Annotated in this window: 14 protein-coding genes; 6 read left to right on the top strand and 8 right to left on the bottom strand. The window is 72.0% G+C overall.

The window, feature by feature from the left end; genetic code table 11:
- The first annotated feature begins 113 nt into the window (after window positions 1–113).
- Both AB0N02_RS30680 and AB0N02_RS30675 read left to right on the top strand, forming a co-directional pair.
- Window positions 114–707, top strand: a complete 594-nt coding sequence (locus AB0N02_RS30680) for a TetR/AcrR family transcriptional regulator (RefSeq protein WP_363953588.1) — start codon at window positions 114–116, stop codon at window positions 705–707.
- A 100-nt stretch (window positions 708–807) separates the two neighbouring features.
- Window positions 808–2,043, top strand: a complete 1,236-nt coding sequence (locus AB0N02_RS30675) for an MFS transporter (protein ID WP_363953497.1) — start codon at window positions 808–810, stop codon at window positions 2,041–2,043.
- Here AB0N02_RS30675 and AB0N02_RS30670 read toward each other — a convergent pair.
- Entirely contained in the window at window positions 1,979–3,379 is a 1,401-nt protein-coding gene (locus AB0N02_RS30670; protein WP_363953495.1) for a pitrilysin family protein, read from the bottom strand. The genes AB0N02_RS30675 and AB0N02_RS30670 overlap by 65 nt on opposite strands.
- On the bottom strand, window positions 3,376–4,695 hold the full coding sequence (locus tag AB0N02_RS30665) for a pitrilysin family protein (protein ID WP_363953493.1): 1,320 nt from the start codon (window positions 4,693–4,695) through the stop codon (window positions 3,376–3,378). Before AB0N02_RS30665 ends, AB0N02_RS30670 begins: the two co-directional genes overlap by 4 nt.
- Window positions 4,696–5,104: 409 nt before the next feature.
- Between AB0N02_RS30665 and AB0N02_RS30660 the strand changes: the two genes are divergently transcribed.
- Together AB0N02_RS30660 and betA are read left to right on the top strand one after the other, a co-directional pair.
- Window positions 5,105–7,393: an FdhF/YdeP family oxidoreductase gene (locus AB0N02_RS30660; RefSeq protein WP_363953491.1), complete on the top strand. Its 2,289-nt coding sequence runs from the start codon at window positions 5,105–5,107 to the stop codon at window positions 7,391–7,393.
- 100 nt (window positions 7,394–7,493) lie between these two features.
- Window positions 7,494–9,137, top strand: a complete 1,644-nt coding sequence (gene betA / locus AB0N02_RS30655; protein ID WP_363953586.1) for a choline dehydrogenase — start codon at window positions 7,494–7,496, stop codon at window positions 9,135–9,137.
- 135 nt (window positions 9,138–9,272) lie between these two features.
- Here the strand turns inward: betA and AB0N02_RS30650 are convergent, their stop codons facing one another.
- Entirely contained in the window at window positions 9,273–9,638 is a 366-nt protein-coding gene (locus tag AB0N02_RS30650; protein ID WP_363953489.1) for a DUF488 family protein, read from the bottom strand.
- Between the two features lie 218 nt (window positions 9,639–9,856).
- Between AB0N02_RS30650 and AB0N02_RS30645 the strand changes: the two genes are divergently transcribed.
- Window positions 9,857–10,000 (top strand): hypothetical protein, encoded by a 144-nt coding sequence (locus AB0N02_RS30645; RefSeq protein ID WP_363953487.1) that lies wholly within the window; start codon window positions 9,857–9,859, stop codon window positions 9,998–10,000.
- Window positions 10,001–10,132: 132 nt separating this feature from the next.
- On the opposite strand, the gene AB0N02_RS30640 is transcribed toward AB0N02_RS30645, so the two are convergent.
- The 3 genes from AB0N02_RS30640 to AB0N02_RS30630 all read right to left on the bottom strand — a co-directional run bounded on the left by AB0N02_RS30640 (window position 10,133) and on the right by AB0N02_RS30630 (window position 14,994).
- Entirely contained in the window at window positions 10,133–12,967 is a 2,835-nt protein-coding gene (locus AB0N02_RS30640) for a BTAD domain-containing putative transcriptional regulator (protein WP_363953485.1), read from the bottom strand.
- Window positions 12,968–13,182: 215 nt separating this feature from the next.
- Window positions 13,183–14,199, bottom strand: coding sequence for an alpha/beta fold hydrolase (locus AB0N02_RS30635; protein ID WP_363953483.1), 1,017 nt, complete (start codon window positions 14,197–14,199; stop codon window positions 13,183–13,185).
- Window positions 14,200–14,361: 162 nt separating this feature from the next.
- Window positions 14,362–14,994, bottom strand: a complete 633-nt coding sequence (locus AB0N02_RS30630) for a TetR/AcrR family transcriptional regulator (RefSeq protein WP_363953481.1) — start codon at window positions 14,992–14,994, stop codon at window positions 14,362–14,364.
- Between the two features lie 101 nt (window positions 14,995–15,095).
- Here AB0N02_RS30630 and AB0N02_RS30625 point away from each other — a divergent pair, with 101 nt between their 5' ends.
- Complete coding sequence (locus AB0N02_RS30625; protein ID WP_363953479.1) at window positions 15,096–15,563, top strand: nuclear transport factor 2 family protein; 468 nt, start codon at window positions 15,096–15,098, stop codon at window positions 15,561–15,563.
- Between the two features lie 146 nt (window positions 15,564–15,709).
- On the opposite strand, the gene AB0N02_RS30620 is transcribed toward AB0N02_RS30625, so the two are convergent.
- Both AB0N02_RS30620 and AB0N02_RS30615 read right to left on the bottom strand, forming a co-directional pair.
- Window positions 15,710–16,027, bottom strand: coding sequence for a molybdopterin synthase sulfur carrier subunit (locus AB0N02_RS30620; protein WP_363953477.1), 318 nt, complete (start codon window positions 16,025–16,027; stop codon window positions 15,710–15,712).
- Window positions 16,028–16,130: 103 nt separating this feature from the next.
- A complete protein-coding gene (locus tag AB0N02_RS30615; RefSeq protein ID WP_363953475.1) occupies window positions 16,131–17,225 on the bottom strand; it encodes a globin domain-containing protein in 1,095 nt (364 codons plus the stop codon).
- Window positions 17,226–17,355: the final 130 nt, after the last annotated feature.

Here is a 17,355-nt window from a genome sequence, read left to right as displayed (position 1 = left end):
CCGTGCGGCGCGTCCCACGATCGTGCGGCGCGTCCCACGATCCTTGGAGTCCAAGATATAACTTAATATCATTAGTTACAGTCGAACAACTCTAGGGGAAGGGTGGCGTGCGTATGGCGCGGGCCGGGTTGACGGCGGATCGGGTGACGCTCGCCGGTGCCGAACTGGCGGACGAGGTCGGGCTTGACCGCGTGACCATGTCGGCGGTGGCGAGACGGCTCGGGGTGAAGGACGCCAGCCTTTACGCGCACGTCCGCAACCTGGAGGACCTGCGCGGGCGGATCGCGCTGCTGGCGGCGGACGAGAAGACCATCCGAATCGCGGAGGCCACGGCCGGGCGGGCCGGAAAGGACGCGCTGGTGGCGTTCGCGAACGCCTGGCGGAAGTACGCCCACGACCACCCGGGCCGGTACACGGCGACGCAGATCCCGATGAAGATCGATCCCGAGCTCCTGGCCCAGGCGTCCGGGCCGCGCCGCGCGGTCGAACTGACCTACAGCATGCTGCGCGCCTACGCGCTGGACGAGCCCGACCTGACCGACGCGGTCCGGCTGATGCGCAGCACGCTCCACGGCTTCACCAACCTTGAGGCCGCGGGCGGGTTCGCGCACGCGCGGCCTGCGGAGGACTCCTGGATCCGCTGCCTCGACGCCCTGCACGTCCTCCTGGAGCACTGGCCCGCGCGCCGTGAAGAAGACCCGGCGTGACCGGCCGGGCCATCGGCCTCGCTGTACGAATATCGGTATATGCATGTGAAATCAGATAAAGCCGGAAATACTTGACCCTCCTGATTACCGAGGAGGGGCAGTGACGGCGGCAGAAACGACCACCGGGCGGTTTCCGGACGGGAGCTTTCTGGCCTACTGGTCGGCGGTCGGTGTCTCGCAGTTCGGAAGCGCGGTCAGCATGATGGCGATCCCGTTGATCGCCGCGGTGACCCTCCGGTTCAGCGCGGGCCAGATGGCCTGGCTGACGGCCTTCGAGATACTGCCCGCCCTGCTCGTCAGGGTCCCCGCCGCGGCCTGGTCCGACCGGCTGCGCGGGCGGCTGCTCCCGATGATCGGCTGCAACGTGGTCCAGGCCGCGATCATGGGGGCGATCCCGCTGCTGTGGTGGCAGGGACGGCTGAGCTTTCCGGCCCTGCTGTTCCTGGTCGCGGCCGCGTCCCTGGCGCTCGGTGTCAGCACCTCGCTGTCGCCCCCGCTCCTGGTGCGGATCGTGCCCAAGGAGCACCTCGTCGACGCCAACGGCAAGACGAGCGCGACCCGCAGCGTGGCGGACATCAGCGGTCCGGCGGCGGCCGGGGCGCTGATGGCGGTGCTCGCCGCCCCTCTCGTCGTCCTGGTCGACGCGGCGTCCTTCCTGCTGTCCGCGCTGCTTCTGCTGCGGGTCCGGGTGCCGCACGAGCCCGGAGGGGCCGGTGAAGGGCGGGCCCGCGGTACGGCGGGCGACATTCCGCGGCTGGCCCGCGACCTGGTCCGGCGCTCCGGCGTGCAGGCCATGGTCGCGCTCTCGTTCGTCCAGGGGGTGGTGCAGCCGATCCTCGTGCTGTTCATGGCGGACGAGCTGGAGCTGGGCAAGACCGCGATCGGCCTGCTGACCAGCCTGGGGGCGGTCGGCGGGGTCGGTGCGGGCCTGCTGGTCGGCAGGGTCCTGGGCCGTTACGGCCCCGGCCGGACGGTGGCGCTGGGCACCGTCGCCTCCGTGTGCTCCCTGGCCGTGCTGCCGTTCGCGGGCCCGGGGTTCTCCGGAGCCGCGAGCGTGGTCGTTTTCGAGCTCGCGAGCAGCTTCGGCGGCACGATCATGGCCGCCACGGTCTTCGGCACCCTCCAGGGCACGGCACCCGAGGGGAAGGTGGCCAGGGTGATGGCGCTGGCGGGCACCTCCCTCCAGATCGGCGCCCTCGCCGGCATCTCCGCCGGCGGCGCGCTGGCCGAGCTGGCCGGCCTGCGCACCGCCGTCGGGGTCGCCGCCCTCCTCATGCCCCTGGTTCTGCTTCCCCAGGTGGTCCGCCGGCGCCCGGCTCGCTGGGAGACCGTCTGATCTCGGTCGCGGTGACCGCCGCGACTCCCCGCCCGACGCGCTCGACGTCGCCCAGCACGACCGCCGCCGCCCGCCCCGGGCCCATGTAGGTCGCGGCGGCGCGGTGCACGTCCTCGACCGTCGCGGCGGCCAGCCGTTCGGCGTGCGCGGTCAGGTAGTCCAGCCGCAGCCCGAACCCGGCCAGCGTCCCGGCGTACCCGGCCAGCCCGGCCTGGGTGGCCGTCGCCAGCCGCAGGGAGCCGATGGCGTACCGCCGCGCCTGCTCGACCTCCTCGGGACCCGGCGGCAGCGCGGTGATCCTGCCCAGCTCGTAGAGCGTCTCGACGAGCGCGGGCGCGGTCACCTCGGTGGCCACGTTCACCGAGAGCATCAGGGCCGACCCGCCGAGCGAGTGGTCCAGCACCGAGTTGGGGCCGTAGGAGTATCCCTTGTCCTCGCGGATGTTTTCCGTCCAGCGGGAGCAGAAGTAGCCGCCGAAGATCAGATTGGCGAGCTGCAGGGGAGCGGTGTCCGGATGGCCGCGCCCGGAGGCGGGCAGGGCGAGCCGTATCGACGACTGCACCGTGCCCGGACGGTCGACCAGCAGCAGCGGGCCCGGCACCGGCGCCGGGGCGGCCGGCATCCGGACCTCGGCGCCGGCGTCGGAGAGGTCGCCGCCCCAGCCGCCGAGCCTGCGGCCGACGAGTTCGACCGCGTCGTCCGGGTCCAGGTCGCCGACCAGGACCAGCGAGGCGCCGCCGGGGCGCATCCTGCGCCCGTGCAGGGCGCGGACCTCCTCGGCCGTCACCGCCTCCACCCGCTCGGGGGCCGGGGTGTCGACCGCGTACGGATGGTCACCGTAGACCCGCCGCAGCAGCTCGGCCCTGGCCACGTTGGGCGGCTGGCTCAGGGCCACCCGCACCCGGTGGGCCAGGCGCTCCCGTTCGACGGAGACCTCGTAGCCGGGATGGACGGCCCCGCCGAGCACGTCCGCGAGCACCTCCAGCAGCCGGTCGAGCCCGGAGGCCAGGCAGTTCCCGCTGATCAGCCAGCGGTCGGGGTCGGCGGTGCCGCTGAGAGCGCCCCCGGCGGCCTGCAGCTCGACGGCGATCCCGGTCGCCGAGCGGGTGCCCGTACCGGACAGCAGCGTCTGCGCCAGCAGGGCGCCCTCGGCGATGTCCACCATCGCCATCGGCACCCACAGCCGCAGCTCGACCAGGGGAGCGCTGCGCCGGGCGATCGCCGTGACGCTCAGCCCGTTGGGCAGCACCGCCTCCGCCCGCGGGGGCAGGACGAGCGGCGAGTCGGGCCCCAGCTCGGGAAGAGGGCGCGCGGGCCCGGACGTGACGGCGTTCATCGTGCCCTCCCCGCCACGACCTCGATGGACGCCCGCCGGTGCGGGCGCAGGCGTCCGGCCGCCGCCCGGATCTCCTCGGCGGTCACCGAGGTGAGCAGCGCGGGCAGCTCGTTGAGCAGGGCGGGATCACCGCGCTGCAACTCCAGGACGGCCATCCGCACCCCTCTGCCGATCACCGCGTCGCCGTCGCGCAGCAGGAGGGCGACCATCCGCGCCTGGACCCGCGCCAGCTCCTCCGGCGGCAGCCCGTCGGCCGCCAGGCGCTCGATCTCCTCGTCGACGACCTCGAGCACCCGTTCCGCCGATCCCCCGGCGGGCAGGTTCAGCTGCAGCAGCAGCGCCGTGGGGTCGAGGACGTCGAAGGCGTCGCCCATGAAGCCGGTGTACCCGCTGACCCCGGTGGCCAGGCGGTCCTTCAGCACGAGCCGCTCGACCAGGCGGGAGGAGACGCCGTCGGTGAGCACCTCGGCCAGCACCACGTACGGCAGGTAGCCCGCGAGGTCGGCCACCGGGTCGGGCACCCGCCACGCGGCGGCGACCGCGGGTGTCGGCGCGGCCTCGTCCACGTAGGAGCTGTGACGCGCCGAGGTGAGGTCGGGCTCGGCCAGGTCGGGCCTGGGCGGCGCCGGCCTGGCGGGGATGTCGCCGAAGTGCCGCTCGACCAGCCGCCGAGCCTCCTCGGCGGTGAAACCGCCGGTGACGCTCAGCACCGCGTTCCCGCAGGCGTAGTGCTCGGCGAAGAACTCCTCGGCGTCGCCGACCCCGGCGGCCTCCAGGTCCTCGAAGGAGCCGTAGCCGTCGTGCGCGTTGGGGAAGGTGCCGAACATCACCGGCGGCAGCCGCAGCCAGGGGAAGCCGCCGTAGGGCCGGTTGAGGATGTTGACCCGGATCTCCTCCTTGACCACGTCGACCTGGTTGCGCAGGTTCTCCGCGGTGAGCCGGGGCTCCCGCATGCGGTCGGCCTCCAGGAACAGCACGCGTTCGAGCGCGTTGCCGGGCACCGTCTGGAAGTACTCGGTGTAGTCGAGGTGGGTCGAGCCGTTGAAGGTGCCCCCGGCGCCCTGCACGTGCCGGAAGTGCTCAAGCTTGTCCAGGTTCGCCGACCCCTGGAACATGAGGTGCTCGAAGAGGTGGGCGAAGCCGGTGCGGCCCTCGGGCTCCGACCGGATGCCCACGCCGTACACCACGGCGACCCCCACCACGGGCGAGCCGGGCTCGGGCGCCAGCACCACGCGCAGGCCGTTGCCGAGCGTGAGACGTTCGATGTGGTAGCCGGTGCGGGGGGCGGCGAGTTCCGGCGACGGCCCCCGGGTCATGCCCCGCGTCCGAGCGTTGCGCGGGCCCCCGCCGTACGGCCGTGCGGATCGGCCGGAGTTCCCGTTGACATGGCCTCTGACATGACGTCCTTTCGCGGCGCTGCGGTGGATGACCTGGTGCCTAGTTTTACCGGTCGGCTCATGCACGGGAAGTGGTGATTTCTACGGTTTTTGTCACTGTTCCGTGATCTACCCGGGCGGCGCCTTGTGCTTTTCCCGGGAAAGTAGATCTGTTTCCGGAAAAGAGCGATCGTGGATGCTGTGCCCGATACAGGCCTGGGTGGGGCGCTTGTCCCACTGGGAGGACGTGCGAGACTTCGAGGAGTGTGAATGACGCCGGCCGGTGACGGACTTCCGTAGCCGGGCGCCCGGCCGGCCGGATGGCGCGTGATGGAAAAGAGGCGGCGGGATGGCCAGGAAAGCTCCGAAAGAGGACGTCACCGAGGACGGTCTGGAGATCCACCCGCCCAAGGAGTGGGCGGCGGGCATCCCCGGGGTGACCAGATCGCTGCTGACGTCCTACGCCCAGATGGGCGCGGGCCGTACGTTCCTGACCCTGGTCAGGGTCAACCAGAAGAGCGGCTTCGACTGCCCGGGGTGCGCGTGGCCGGAGGGCGAGCACCGCAGCCCGGCGGAGTTCTGCGAGAACGGCGCGAAGGCGGTGGCCGAGGAGGCCACGACCCGCCGGGTCACCCGAGACTTCTTCGCCCGGCACTCCGTGGGCGAGCTGGCCGGGCGCACCGACTACTGGCTGGGGCAGCAGGGGCGGCTCACCGAGCCGATGCACAAGCCCGAGGGCGCCGACCACTACGTGCCGGTGACGTGGGAGAAGGCGTTCGACATCGTCGCGCGGGAGCTGCGCGCGCTCGACGGCCCCGACGAGGCGGTCTTCTACACCTCGGGCCGCACCTCGAACGAGGCCGCGTTCGCCTACCAGCTCCTCATCCGGCGCTTCGGCACGAACAACCTTCCCGACTGCTCCAACATGTGCCACGAGTCCAGCGGGTCGGCGCTCACCCAGACCCTGGGGATCGGCAAGGGCACGGTCTCGCTGGAGGACCTGCACCGGGCCGACCTCGTCTTCGTGGTCGGGCAGAACCCCGGGACCAACCACCCGCGCATGCTGTCGGCGCTGGAACGGGCCAAGCGGAACGGGGCGCGGATCGTCGCGGTCAACCCGCTGCCCGAGGCGGGACTGCTGCGCTTCAAGAACCCGCAGCGGCCCTCCGGGCTGGTCGGGTCCGGCACGACGCTGGCCGACAGGTTCCTGCAGATCCGGCTCAACGGCGACCTGGCCCTGTTCAAGGGCATGTCGCGGCTGCTGCTGGAGGCGGAGGACAAGGCGCCGGGAACGGTGGTCGACCGCGAGTTCGTCGAGGCCCACGCCCACGGCTTCGAGGAGTGGGCGGCGGACGCGCGCGCCCTGGACTGGGCGGACGTCGAGGAGGCGACGGGCCTGACCCGCCAGGCCGTCGAGGAGACCGTGGGCGACGTGCTCGCGGCTCGGTCGGTGATCGTGTGCTGGGCGATGGGCCTGACCCAGCACAAGAACTCCGTCGCCACCATCAGGGAGGTCGTCAACTTCCTGCTGCTGCGCGGGAACGTGGGACGGCCGGGCGCCGGGGTCTGCCCGGTGCGCGGGCACTCCAACGTCCAGGGCGACCGGACGATGGGCATCTACGAGAAGCCGTCGGAGGCCTTCCTCGACGCGCTCCGCGACGAGTTCGGGTTCGAACCGCCCCGCCACCACGGCCTGGACACCGTGGAGGCGATCAGGGCCCTGCGCGACGGCGAGGCGAAGGTGTTCTTCGCGATGGGCGGCAACTTCGTGGCCGCGACGCCGGACACGGAGGTGACGGAGGCGGCGATGCGGCGCGCCCGGCTGACGGTGCAGGTGTCGACCAAGCTGAACCGCTCCCACGCGGTCTGCGGCCGGGAGGCGCTCATCCTGCCGACGCTGGGACGCACCGAACGCGACGGCGACCGGTTCGTCACGGTCGAGGACTCCATGGGCCTGGTCCACGCCTCCCGGGGCAGGCTCGCCCCCGCGTCCGCCGACCTGCTCCCCGAGGTGGCGATCGTCTGCAGGCTGGCGCGCGAGCTGTTCGGGGACGACCCCCACGTGCCCTGGCGGGAGTTCGAGACCGACTACGACGCCATCAGGGACCGCGTGGCGCGGGTGGTGCCCGGGTTCGGCGACTTCAACGCCCGCGTTCGCGCCCCCGGCGGCTTCGCGCTGCCCAACGCGCCCCGCGACGAGCGGCGCTTCCCCACCGCGACGGGCAGGGCCAACTTCACCGTCAATCCCCTTGAGGTACTGCGCGTCCCCGAGGGGCGGCTGCTGCTGCAGACGGTCCGCAGCCACGACCAGTACAACACCACGATCTACGGCATGGACGACCGCTACCGGGGCGTGAGCAACGGCCGCAGGGTCGTCTTCGTCAACCCGGACGACCTGGCCGAGCGCGGCCTGGCCGACGGCGACATGGTGGACCTGATCGGCGAGTGGCCGGACGGCGAGCGCAGGGCCGAGATGTTCCGCGTCGTCGCCTACCCGACCGCGCGGGGATGCTGCGCGGCGTACTTCCCCGAGACCAACGTGCTGGTGCCGCTCGACTCGGTCGCGGAGACCTCCAACACTCCCACCTCGAAGAGCGTGGTGGTCAGGCTCGTCCAGCGTGCCGGAGACACCGGGTGATCCGTTGTGGAGGGTGGCGTTTTCTCATGGGCAGTGAGAATAAGTGCCTTAGTAGATAGTTTTAGAGGGGTTATTCCAACTTTAAGTTGACGAAGTGGATATGTATGACTTCGTCATTGTTGGTGGTGGATCAGCCGGAAGCGCTCTCGCGAACCGGCTGTCCGCCGACCCCTCCAACCGGGTGCTGGTGCTGGAGGCGGGACGCCCCGACTCCCGCTGGGACGTCCTCATTCACATGCCGGCCGCGCTGGCCTTCCCCATCGGCAACCGCTTCTACGACTGGGGATACCGGTCGGAACCGGAACCGTACCTGCGCGGCCGCCGGATCCACCACGCCCGGGGCAAGGTGCTGGGCGGCTCCAGCAGCATCAACGGAATGATCTTCCAGCGGGGCAACCCCATGGACTACGAGCGATGGGCGGCCGATCCCGGCATGGAGGCCTGGGACTTCGCCCACTGCCTGCCGTACTTCAGGCGGATGGAGGACTGCCTCGCGGCCGGTCCCGACGATCCGCTGCGCGGGCACGACGGGCCCCTCGTGCTGGAGCGCGGTCCCGCGAGCAACCCGCTGTTCACCGCCTTCCTCGAGGCGGTGCAGCAGGCCGGACACCCGCTGACCGACGACGTCAACGGATACCGCCAGGAGGGCTTCGCCCCCTTCGACCGCACCATCCGCCGGGGCCGCAGGCTGTCGGCCGCCCGCGCCTACCTGCACCCCGCCCGGCGGCGCCCCAACCTGGAGGTCAGGACACGGGCGTTCGTCACCCGGGTCCTCTTCCACGGGCGGCGGGCCGTCGGCGTCGAGTACGGCGGCGGCCGGAGGGTCCGCGCGGGAGAGGTCGTCCTGTGCGGCGGCGCGGTCAACTCCCCGCAGCTGCTCCAGCTCTCCGGCGTGGGCGACGCCGCCGAGCTGGAATCCCTCGGCGTCGAGATCGTGCACGACCTGCCGGGGGTCGGGGAGAACCTCCAGGACCACCTGGAGGTCTACGTCCAGTACGGCTGCGCGCGCCCCGTGTCGATGCAGCCCGCGCTGAAGTGGCGCAACCGCCCGTGGATCGGCGCCCGGTGGCTGCTGCTGCGCAGCGGTCCCGGAGCGACCAACCACTTCGAGGCCGGGGGGTTCGTGCGCGGCAACGACGACGTCGGCTACCCCAACCTGATGTTCCACTTCCTGCCCGTCGCCGTGCGCTACGACGGCTCCGCGCCCGCGGGCGGCCACGGCTACCAGGTGCACGTCGGGCCGATGTACTCCGACTCCCGCGGCTCGGTGAAGATCACGAGCACCGACCCCCGGGTCCATCCGGCGCTGCGGTTCAACTACCTGTCGACCGACCGGGACCGGCGGGAGTGGGTCGAGGCCGTCCGGATCGCCCGCGACATCCTCAACCAGCCCGCGATGGACGCATACAACGCCGGAGAGCTGTCACCGGGCCCCTCGGTGCGCACCGACGAGGAGATCCTCGACTGGGTCGCGGGGGACGCCGAGACCGCCCTGCATCCCTCGTGCACGGCCCGGATGGGGGTGGACGACCTGGCGGTGGTCGATCCGCGCTCCATGAGGGTGCACGATCTCGAGGGGCTCAGGGTCGTCGACGCCTCGGTCATGCCGTACGTGACGAACGGCAACATCTACGCCCCGGTCATGATGGTGGCGGAGAAGGCCGCGGACCTGATCCTGGGCAACACCCCTCTCGCGGCGGACCGCACCGGTTTCTACCGGCACCCCGGAGGACGGAGCCGCTGACCGTGGGGCCCGCGTCCGTCCCCGCCTTCCGGCCCCGCGGGGGAGCGGGGGCGGGCGGTCGGTGAACAGCCGGCCGTCGGACCCCGGCATGCCCGGCGTGGTGCCGCCGTGGAAAAGGCGCGAAGGATCACCCCCTCACCGATGGGCGGCCGCCAGCCGGTCTCGCAGGTACTCCCTGAGGACCACGGCGTTGTTGTGCTCGGTGTCCTTCGCCGCGTAGAGCAGGGTGACCGGTCCCCGGCGAGCGGCCTCCAGCAACGGCCGTACGGCCTCCGGGTTGGCCTCCAGTTCCTGGAGATAGCGGGTGCGGAACTCGTCGAAACGCTCCGGACGGTGTCCGAACCAGCGGCGCAGATCCGATGACGGCGCGACGTCACGTGTCCACCCGTCGAGTTTGAGATCTTCCTTGCGGACGCCCCGGGGCCACATCCCGTCGACGAGGAAGACCGCCCCCTTGACCGGCTCCGTGTCGTAGACCCTGCTGACAGTGATATCCCCCATTCCCGCTGCCTACCCGGAGGCGGCGGTGCGAAGCGACCGTCCTCTGTCACGAACCCTCTGTCACGAACCCTCTGTCACGAGCCGTTCTCCCGGAGGCCGGCCGGGGAGTTTCCGCTGACAGGTGTTATGAGGGATTTGTGAGAGATATGCAAGGGGGTGTTCCTAGATTCGTTCTCGCCTCACAAGAAACAGGAAGACGAGGACGAATGGAGATGACCATGCGTGCTGTCACATGGGGGCCGGTGATCACGGCGGAGTCGTGCACCGGTGACGCGAACGCCTGCGGGGCGGGGACGTGGATCGAGCGGGGAAGGGGCGCCGCGAACGTCCCCGCCGTTCGCGACAGCGTCCGGATCACCTGAGCCGGGCCGGGGAGGGGTGATCAGGGGGCGCGTGCCGCCCCTCCCCGGGACCGCCGGTGTGGTCCGGGCCACGGGAACGTGCCGTTCGTCCTCGGCAGGGGGCCGGACGGGCGGCACGTTCCCTCTCGGCCCTCAGATCCGGTGGAGGTCGGCGGTCAGGGGGCCGGTCTCCACCGGGCGTCGCCGTACGGCGGCCGCCCGGTCGTCGTCCAGCTCGGCGAAGACCTCGGCCGCCTCCCGCCGCCGGGCCCGCGCGGCGCCGTGGTCGCCCGAGCCGTGCAGGGCCTCGCCCAGCAGGCTCAGGACCTCGGCCTCGCCCCGGCGGTCGTCGAACTCCCGCATCAGCTCCAGCGCGTCGAGGAAGAGCGCGACGGCCTCGCCGTACCGGCCGAGCCCGGCGTTCGCGGCGCCCAGGGTGCGCAGCGCCTCGCCGCGGCGGTACCGGTCGCCGAGCTCGGTGTAGATGCCGAGCGCCGTGTCCGCGCCGGACAGCGCCTCGTGGTGGCGGCCCCGTTCGTTGTCGTTGTGGGCCAGATCGTTGAGCGCCTCGGCCTCGAGGCGCCGGTCGCCGCTGTCCCTGGCGATCTCCAGCGCCTGGCCGTAGCACGCCGCCGACTCGGCGAACCTGCCGAGCTTGAAGAGCGTGACGCCCAGATTGACCAGCACGTCTCCCTCCAGGTCCCGGTCTCCGATCCGCCGGGCGAGCGCCAGCGCCTCGTCGTAGTGCGCGACGGCCTCGCCGAGGCGGCCGAGCCGGGTGTTGGCCCAGGCCAGGTGGTTGAGGGCGGAGCCCTCCTCGAAGGACTCCCGGGCGAGCCTGCTCGCCTCGACGGCGACGCGGTAGACGGCGACCCACGCCGTTCCCGGCACGTGGAAGTCGAGGAACGACGCCAGCGCCCGGGGAATCCGCCAGGCGGCCCCGTGCCATCCCCGTGACGCCGCGTAGTGGGTCGCGGCCATGAGGTTGGCCAGCTCCTCCTCGTACCAGCCGACGGCCTCCTCGGGGCCGTCGAACCTCGGCAGGCTGAGGCCGGCGGGAACGGGCCCGGCCGCGAGGGCCCGGCCGACGGGCGGCAGGTGCTCGGCGGCCCCGCGGGCGGAGTGCAGGTACCACTCCAGCATCCGGCCGAGCGCGGCCTCCCGCTCCTTGAGGTCCTCTCCCTCCTGTGCCCGCTCGGCGGCGTAGCTGCGCAGCAGGTCGTGGAAGTCGTACCGGCCGGGGAAACGGGACCTGAGCAGGTGGTCGGCGGTGAGCCGGTCGAGCAGCCGCGTGACCCCGGCGATGTCCTCGCCCATCAGGGCGGCGGCCGCCCCCGTGCTCACCTCCGGTCCCGGATGCAGGCCGAGGAGCCGGAACAGCCGTGCGGCGTCGGGGTCCAGGGCGCCGTAGGTCCAGGAGAACACCGTGCGCAGATCGGTGTGGCCGCCGTCCCCGGCGTCGAGCGCCGACAGCCGGGTGCCCTCGTCCCGCAGGTCCGCCACGAGCTTGCCGAGCGGGACGCCGGGGAAGCGCGCCGCGCGCTCGGCGAAGATGCGCAGGGCCAGCGGAAGGCGGGCGCACCGCTCCACGATCTCCGCGACCGCCTCCGGCGCCGAGGCCACCCGCTCCTGGCCGAGCACCTCGGCCAGCAGTTCGCCCGCCTCCTGCGGGGGCATCTGGTCGAGGACGACGCGCAGCGCGCCGTATTCGACGACGAGGCCGCGCAGCTGGTTGCGACTGGTGACGATGACCACGCCGCCGGAGCCGGGGATGAGCGGGCGGACCTGCTCGCTGCTGCCCGCGTTGTCGAGCAGCAGGAGCGTCCGTTTACCGGTCAGGAGCGTCCTGAACAGGGCGGAGCGTTCGTCGAGACCGGCGGGGATCCGGCCGGGCGGGGTGCCCAGGGCCCGCAGCAGCGTCTCCAGGGCCGCCGCCGGATCGACGGGCGGTTCCGGGCCGTACCCGTGCAGGTCGAGGTAGAGCTGCCCGTCGGGGAAGCGGCCGGAGATCCGGTGCGCCCAGTGGACGGCCAGCGCCGTCTTGCCGGATCCCGCGGTGCCCTGCAGCGACACGATCCTGGGCCCTCCCGCCGATCCCGGGGACGCCGGCGCGCCGTCGTCCAGCGTCCGGTCGAGGGAGGCCAGCTCGGCCCGGCGTCCGGCGAACGCCGGCATGTCGGGGCGCAGCTGCCGGGGGACCGGGGGAGAGGCCTCCTGCCGCGTGGCGGACGCCTGCGGCGGGCGGGCGGACGGGTCGTCGGTCAGGATCGCCTGATAGGTGGCGCGCAGCGAGGGACCGGGATCGACGCCGAGCTCCTCGGCCAGCAGCCCGCTCAGCGAGTGGTAGGCCTGGAGCGCCTCCGCGTGGCGTCCGCCGCGGTGCAGCGCGAGCATCAGGAACTCCCAGAACGGCTCCCGCAGCGGATGCGAGCGGGTCAGCTCCCGCAGTGTGGCGACCAGTTCGGCGTGCCTGCCGGTCCGCAGGCCGACGTCCAGCCACTGCTCCTGCAGGCGCAGCCACTCCTCGGTCAGCGGCCCCACCTCCTGCTCGTGGAGCGCGGCCGAGTCCACGTTGGACAGCGCGGGCCCCCGCCACAGCTCGATCGCCTCGGACAGCACGTGCGCGGCCGACCGCAGGTCCCCGGCGGCGGTCGCCCGCCGTCCCGCGCTCGCCAGGTCGCGCAGGCGCAGCAGGTCCAGCGAACCGGCGTCGACCTCGGCCCGGTAGCCGTCCGGGAAGGTGCGGATCACCTCCCGCGCCCCGAGCCGCTGCCGCAGCCGGTTGACGTAGCTGTGCACGGTCGCCCTGGCCCGATCGGGGTCGTCCGCGCCGTCCTCCCACAACCACGAGACCAGCCGGGAGACCGGGACGGTCTCGCCGGGACGCAGCAGCAGACCGCCCAGTACCACGCGCAGCTTGTTGCCGCCGATCGGCACCTCCCGGCCTTCGGAGAGCACGGTCAGCGGACCGAGTACACGAAATCTCACACCATCACCTGTGACGCAGAGCCGACGAGCATCGCCGCTCGCGGTGAAAACGGCGGAAACGGCGGGCCACACGCTACCGCCGCCGGCCCCTCACCGCGCGCCGCGGGCGTCCCGGTCCCGTCACCGGGTCCCGTCACCGGGCCCCATGCCGGTTCCGTCCGCGGGTCCCGTCGGCGGGTCCGGCACACGGCCGCCGCCGGGTCCCCGGTCGCGTCTCAGGCGTCGCGCGCGAGCAGCTCCTTGAGCGCGTCGTCGATGAACTCGGTGTCCACCGGGTTGAGGCCTCCTCCGGCGAAGTGCCCCCACGTCCCCGGGATGACCCGCAGCTCCGCGTTCGGCATGTGGGTGACCTCCCACTCGTTGTCCTCGGGGGTGAAGTAGAGGTCCTGTCTGCCGGGCATGATGATCGCGGGCATCCCGATCGAGGCGAGCGCCTCCTCGACGCCGCCGAACCCGGGAGTCCTGCCGATGTCGGCGTTCTGCCAGGTCCAGAGCATGGCGAGCAGGTTGTTCGCGTCGCGCTTGATGAACAGTCCCTCCCAGAAGCCGACGAGGAAGTCCTCCAGGGAGCCGTAGCCGAGCGGGTCCCGCTCGAAGGTCCTCTCCCGGTAGAACTGCTGGGAGAAGCCCCAGCCCGCGTAGACGCGGGACAGGGCCCGCAGGCCGGTTCCGGGCTGCTCGCCGTACCAGCCGTTGTTCCAGGCGGCGTCGGCGGTGAGCGCGGCCTTGACCCCCTCAAGGAAGACGATGTTGTGCAGGCTGGTCTTCGCCGCGCCGCAGAACGGCAGGATCCGCCGGACCGTCTCGGGGTGGCTGACCGCCCACTGGTAGGTCTGACCGGCCCCCATCGACCAGCCGGTGACGAGCGCGAGACGCTCCAGGCCGAACCGCTCGGTGACCAGCCGGTGCTGCATCTCGACGTTGTCGTACATCGTCACGTGCGGAAAGCGCGGCCTGTCGTGCGGTGGCGGGGTGTTGCTCGGCGACGACGACAGGCCGTTGCCGAACATGTTCGGGATGATGATGAAGTATCTCGACGGATCGAGGGCCATGCCCTCGCCGATGAGCCACTCGTTGTCGTAATGCTGGCCCGAGTACCACGTGGGGTAGACGATCGCGTTGCCCCCGTCAGCGTCGAGCTCGCCGTAGGTCTTGTAGGCGAGCTTGGCGTCGGGCAGCGTCGCCCCGCTCTGCAGCCGGACATCTCCCAGGTCGAACACGTCGTAGTCCATCGTGGCCTCCTTGCCGACCACCGGTCCAGACCGCCCGATCTCACGTCCATGCTAATCCGCGGCCGTACGGGCGGCCGGAGCCGGGGCGGATCCCGCGGGATCTCCCGGACCTGCGCGCCTCTCCTTCCGGCCCGCGAACGCGTGCACGATGTCGCGCGGCCGTCAAAGATCCCGCGGACCTGGCGCCGGGTCGGCGCCCGTCCTCCAGGCCGGAGGGCGGAGCCCGTCGAAGACGATGGCGAGGGTGCGGCGCTGGAGGTCGCGGTCCCAGCCCGCGCTCAGCGCCCCCTGACAGGCGGCGGTGAGCAGGGCCAGGACCTCGTCGGGGCGGACGTCCTCGCGGACGGCTCCGGCCCGCTGGGAGCGGGCCAGCAGCCCCTCGACCCCCTGGCGAAGGAGCTGCACGGAGTCGGCGAGCTGGAGCCCGGCGCCCGATTCGGCCAGCAGTCCGACGACCGTTCTCTTCCGCGCAGCCTGCTCGACCGTCCCGGAGACGAAGTCGAACAGCGCCGTCGCCGGGTCGCCGTCTCCCGCCAGGGTGTCCACCTCCTGGGTGAGGCGTGCCAGCAGGTCCTTCATGATGGCCCGCAGCAGGTCCTGCTTGGTGGGGAAGTGCTTGAAGACCGTGCCGATCGCCACTCCCGCGCGGGCGGCGACCTCCTCGGTCGACGCCGACGGTCCCTTCTCCGCGAAGACCTCCTCGGCGGCCGCGAGGATCCGGGCCCGGTTGCGGCGGGCGTCGGCGCGCATCCTTTGGGGCGGGCCGTCGGTGGCGGGGGTCGAGGGGGTGGTCATCCGATCGGATCCCTTCGGGCGTTGACAAGGTGAGTCGCGACTCACCATATTGAAGGTGAGTAACGACTCATCTTATTCGCTCCTCGTGGAAGGGACCCACCATGCCCGGACCCAGCGACGTTCCCGGACCCCGCGAGCTGTTCGAGCGCATGCGGCGGTACTGGCTCGACGACGTCGCCATCACGGAGGGAGGCCTCCTCGCCGAGGACGTCGTCGTCGAGATGCCCTTCGCCCCGCCGGGCAGACCCCGGCGCGTCGAGGGGCGGGAGAGGTTCGCCGCCTTCGCCGCCCAGGGCCGGGCCGCCCTCCCGGTACGGTTCGACGAGATCCGGGAGCTGGCCGTCCACGAGACGGCCGACCCGGAGGTGATCGTCGTCGAGTACGAGATCACCGGAACGGTCACCACCACCGGCCGCCGTGCGACCGCCCCCTTCGTCGGTGTCCTCAGGGCGCGGGACGGCAAGGTGACGCACTGGCGCGAATATCAGGACGCCATGGCCATCGCGGAGGCTCTCGGGCGGCCCGCCGGATCCCCGCCCGCCGGTTCTCCGGCGGGCGCCGGCGGGTGAGAGAGGCCGGGTCCCTGCGGGACGGCCCGGGAAACGCGGGGGCATCGCGGGAGCGGCGCGGGAACGCGCCGCAGGAGCACCGGGAGCACCGGGAGCACCGGGAGCACCGGGAGCACCGCGGAGGCGCCGGGGGAGGGCCCGGCGCGTCAGCACATCCGGCTCAGCGCGGGTAGCACGTGCACCTCGGCACCCGGCGGCAGGGCGCAGTCGAGGCCGCCGAGACCTCTGGCGTTCTCACCGCAGACGAACATGCTGATGTGGCGGCGGACACGCCCGTGGTCGTCGCGGATCCGCCGCTCGAGCGACGGATGCCTGCGGCAGAGCGTGTCGAGCGCGGCGCCCAGCGTGGGAAGGGCGCCGTGACGCTCGGCGACCGCGAAGACGCGGATCTCCACCATGTCGCCCGCCCAGTGCCCCAGGGCAGAGGGAAGCACGAATGTCACAAGGGTGACGGGCCTGGTCATCGCCCTCCCTCCGGATGCGGGCTCATGCTGCCATGTCGCGACCTGTCCCGTCACGGGCTCTGTGAATCGCGTCATGAATTGAGTGGTTGGTCGTGAATATCGGTCAGCATTCTCCGGGGACGAGGTCCCGGTGGATATCGGCGGACGGCACGCCGTTCCGCCGGAGTGCGCGGACGGTCTCGTCGACCATGGCGGCGGGGCCGCAGACGTAGACCTCGTGGCCCGCCCAGGAGCGGAACCGTTCCAGTATCTCGGACACCTTCCCCCGCGTGCCACCGTAGCCGGGGTCGCCGGAGACCACGGGCAGCACCTTCAGCCGGGGAGAGCGCGACTGCATCCTGATCAGGTCGGGCAGGTCGTAGAGCTCGCGCGAGGTGCGCGCGCCGTACAGCACGCAGACACTCGAAGGCGCGTCCGACTCGATCGCGTGCTCCACGATGGCCTTCAGCGGCGCCAGCCCGGTGCCGCCCGCGACGCACAGGATGTCGCGTCCCGAGCCGGTGGGGGTCATCGTGCCGACCGGGGCGCCGAGCATCAGCGTGTCCCCGATCCCGGTGTGCTCGACCAGCGCGGTGGAGACCCAGCCCCCGGGGACCGCCCGGACGTGCAGGCGGACGGTGTTGTCCTCCTTCGGCGCGTTCGCGATGGAGAACGGGCGCCACACCCGTGGCCAGCGCGCCGTCTGCACGTTGACGTACTGGCCCGGCAGGTACGGCAGCCGCTCGCCGGGCCGCAGCGTGATCACCGCGATGTCCGGGGTACGGAGCTCGTGGTCGATCACCTCGGCCAGCCACCAGGGCGGGAACGTTCCCGCGTCGGACTCGGCGGAACTGATCATGATGTCGGTGGCGACGGTGTAGGCGGCCAGCCACGCCGCCTCCATGGCGGGGCTCCACACCTCGGCGGCGAAGCACCTTACCGTGGCCAGCAGCGCGTTGCCGAGGGTGGTGTAGTGCTCGGGGCGCACGCCGTACTTGCGGTGGTCGCGGCCGAGCCGGCCGAGGAACGACGACAGGCTGTCCGGGCTGTCGAGACTCCAGACGACCCTGGTCAGCGCGCCGAACAGGCGGTCGCGCTGGGGCCCCATCGCCGGGGGGAACATCGCCCGCAGGTGCGGGCTCTCGGCGAACAGGCGCCCGTAGAAGTACGCCGCGGCCTTGTCCGCGACGGGTTCGATGACGGCGAAGCTTTCCTTCACGAGACGGGGATTCAAAGACATGGACGGAACCCACCCTAATTGACCGGATCAAAAATCCGATCACGCAGATCTACCTCCTGACGGTTCCGGGTGATGAGCGTCCGGCGGCCCCGGCGCACCGGGGCGCTCG

Origin of the sequence: Streptosporangium sp. NPDC051022, from assembly GCF_040683035.1 — a bacterium.
Classification (GTDB): domain Bacteria; phylum Actinomycetota; class Actinomycetes; order Streptosporangiales; family Streptosporangiaceae; genus Streptosporangium.
This window is presented reverse-complemented; position numbering and strand designations above follow the sequence as displayed.